This is a genomic window from Moorena sp. SIO3H5, assembly GCF_010692395.1.
GTDB lineage: Bacteria > Cyanobacteriota > Cyanobacteriia > Cyanobacteriales > Coleofasciculaceae > Moorena.
Genome location: NZ_JAAHHS010000632.1, coordinates 1 through 3,021, shown reverse-complemented (window position 1 = coordinate 3,021; position 3,021 = coordinate 1). Strand labels below are relative to the sequence as shown.

General features: G+C 44.8%; 2 protein-coding genes and 1 pseudogene. 1 reads left to right on the top strand and 2 read right to left on the bottom strand.

The annotated features are described in order from the left end of the window. Positions 1-839 (bottom strand): annotated as a pseudogene (locus F6K52_RS34735) (DUF1957 domain-containing protein); the annotation flags it as partial. Between the two features lie 245 nt (positions 840-1,084). On the opposite strand from F6K52_RS34735, the gene F6K52_RS34730 reads away from it, so the two are divergent. Then, complete coding sequence (locus F6K52_RS34730; protein ID WP_293089523.1) at positions 1,085-2,284, top strand: histidine kinase; 1,200 nt, start codon at positions 1,085-1,087, stop codon at positions 2,282-2,284. Between the two features lie 192 nt (positions 2,285-2,476). On the opposite strand, the gene mutT is transcribed toward F6K52_RS34730, so the two are convergent. Continuing rightward, positions 2,477-3,021, bottom strand: a 545-nt coding sequence (gene mutT / locus F6K52_RS34725) for an 8-oxo-dGTP diphosphatase MutT (protein ID WP_293089522.1), incomplete at its 5' end; no start/stop codon positions are given.

Here is a 3,021-nt window from a genome sequence, read left to right as displayed (position 1 = left end):
TGTTTAATGTAATCATAATCAGCTTCCCAGCCTAAATCCTTGTAAAATTCCCGATATACTGGATCCCCTGGATACCCGACTTCCGAAGACCACACCTGCTGGGATGACTCATGGTCACGACCAAAGGCAGCAACTCCTGTCTCAGTATAAATGGGGGCATAGGTACCAAACCGTGGTCGGGGACGAGCGTAGAGAATACCATGACTATCCATGAGAAAATAGCGCAAACCAGCATCTGCTAGCATCTCCTCCATCCCTTCGTAGTAAGCACATTCCGGTAACCAGATGCCCTTGGGGCGACAGCCAAAGTTTTGCTCATAATGTTCACAAGCGACGCAAATTTGAGCCCAAACTGCTTGGGGATACATCTTCATCAGAGGAAAATAGCCATGGGTAGCACCGCAGGTGATAATTTCCAGGTTATTACTGTCTAAAAATTTTTTAAATGCCTTGACTAAATCCCTTTCATAGTGTAACCATGTTTGGCGAATGGCGCTGAACTCTTGAACATAATGTTGGGCTAGGTAACGGATATGACCATTATGCTGATTATGCTCAACCTCCTTGTTGGCTAGTTCTTCGAGCAGTGACAGATGGCGCTCATAACGTTCTTGTAGAAGTGGATCCCGTAGCATCGACACCAAAGGTGGTGTCATACTCATGGTTATTTTGAAGTCAATCCCATCCCGCTTTAATCCCTCAAAAACATGTAGTAGGGGAATATAGGTTTCAGTAATGGCTTCAAATAGCCACTCTTCTTCTAGAACATAATCACTTTCTGGATGCCTAACAAACGGTAAATGGGCGTGAAGGACAAGAGCAAGGTAGCCAATAGCCATGATCAAGTAGCAGCCGTGGATAGATTGTTAAAGGAGAATTGACGCAATCCGCGATAATGTTACATTATTTTAAGATTTTAGTCTCAAATAGACAGGGATTGTGCCAGAAAAGGGCTGGTTAGTAACGAGACTATAAAATAATAAAATAGACATTAAATTGTAAGGAAGCACACATCACCAACAAAAAATAACAAATCTTAGTCTTATTCCAGCCTTATTGGTTAAGAGTGCTAACACCAAATTGCATGCAGGCAGCTACACAAACACACACGAACTCCCCAACCTTTCTACAACTGCTGCTGTTTGTCGATGAACGTCCCGGTTCCCGTAAACAGCTCCAGTCTATCCACCATTATCTGGAAACTCTTAAGACAGAGTATCCCTTTGAACTAAAGGTTGTGGATGTTGGGGAACAACCCTATCTAGCTGAACACTTTAAGCTAGTAGCAACCCCAGCACTGATTAAGATTAATCCGAAACCCAAACAAACCCTTGCAGGTAGTAATCTAGTTGCCCAGCTGAAGAGCTGGTGGCCCCGCTGGCAACGCTCTCTAGAAGAAAACCAAACCCAACTTACCCAAGGATTCCCTTTACAACCAACTGTTCGCTCATCTAACTCTTCCGCTGATACATCACCAGAGACAGCTGGTTCCCTAGCTTGTGCCTTGGAACTGATTCGACTCTCTGACGAAGTCTTTCGCCTCAAGAAAGATAGAGAAGAATTGCTTGAGCAGCTGCAATTTAAAGACCAAGTCATATCAATGTTAGCTCACGACTTGCGTAGTCCTTTGACAGCAGTATCCATTGCCTTGGAAACCCTACAGCTAGAACAACCAGTCGCCCAGAATGGTAGAAAACGTGGACTGACGCCACAGCTAAAGGAACGGCTGTTTGAGCAAGCTCGTAATCAATTGCGCACTATCAACCGGATGGTGGTGGATCTGCTGCAAGCTAGGAAGGGAAGTAATGCTGAATTCAACATCCGACCTCATAAACTGAATTTGGGCAGACTTTGCCAAGATGTTCTAGTTCAGATGCACGAACAGTTTCAGCTCAAGGCTCAGGTTCTGCAAACCGACATCCCACAAGACTTGCCTCCTGTCTACGGCGATGAAGAATTGGTGCGTCAGGTGCTAATTAACCTGCTGGATAATGCCATTAAATATACTCCCAAAGGGGGGAAAATTACTGTGTCTAGCATCCACCGTACTACCCAGAAAATTCAAGTCAGCGTTTGCGATGATGGTCCTGGTATACCACAAGAAAATCGCGATCGCATTTTTGAAGACCATTTCCGCCTTAAGCGAGACGAAGCTATAGAAGGCTATGGCTTGGGCTTAGCCCTATGTCAAAAGATTATCCGTGCCCACTATGGTCGCATTTGGGTGGATTCACCGATCAAGGGTGGCAGCTGTTTTCACTTCACCTTACCGATTTATCGATAGGAAATGGGTTTGAAGATAAAAGGTTTAAGGTTGAAAGCGCTTTATTAGTTGAACCGATCAGGTAATCGCGCTGTTGCTCAATGTAATAATTATGACAAGGGAGCTAAGCTACTAGGGATTCAGCCCCAGAATTCCAAAAGTTAAATGCAAGACACCTTAGCTGAAACTTTACCCACAACTAGCAGTGACACTTCATACTTCATTGTTTCTCCCCTCTTGAGAGCGCAAAGCCGCAATAATCTGAGTATTGGCTTTGGGGAAGGGAAACTGATCTACTTCATCTAAGGTGACCCAGCGAATCTCATCACATTCAATAGGTTGGGGAACACCACTGAGATGGCGACAGTGGTGTACACTTAGCACAACACGAAAGTGGCTGTAGGCGTGATTGATTGTGATCAGGTGTTCCCCAACCTCAATCTCAATGCCCAATTCTTCCTGAATTTCGCGTTTAATACATTCCGGAACAGTTTCACCAAGCTCAATTTTGCCACCAGGAAACTCCCAAAGACCACCCAATAAGCCTTTTGCAGGTCGGCGGTCGATTAGAATTTGTCCCTGGTCGTTCCAGATCACAGCGACACCGATATTTTTTGTGGGTAGGGGAGAAGATGGTTCACGCATAGGTATTTCAGATTGAATACCATGATTGTAAGCCTGACAGTAAGATTTCCAGGGACAATCAGGGCAATTGGGAGTTTTCCGAGTACAGATAGTTTGGTTGGGTTGGTTTGCAA

What these genes read in the sequence shown, in the direction of transcription:
- F6K52_RS34730 (WP_293089523.1), top strand. Translation starts at nt 1,085, where the DNA reads ATGCAGGCAGCTACACAAACACACACGAACTCCCCAACCTTTCTACAA.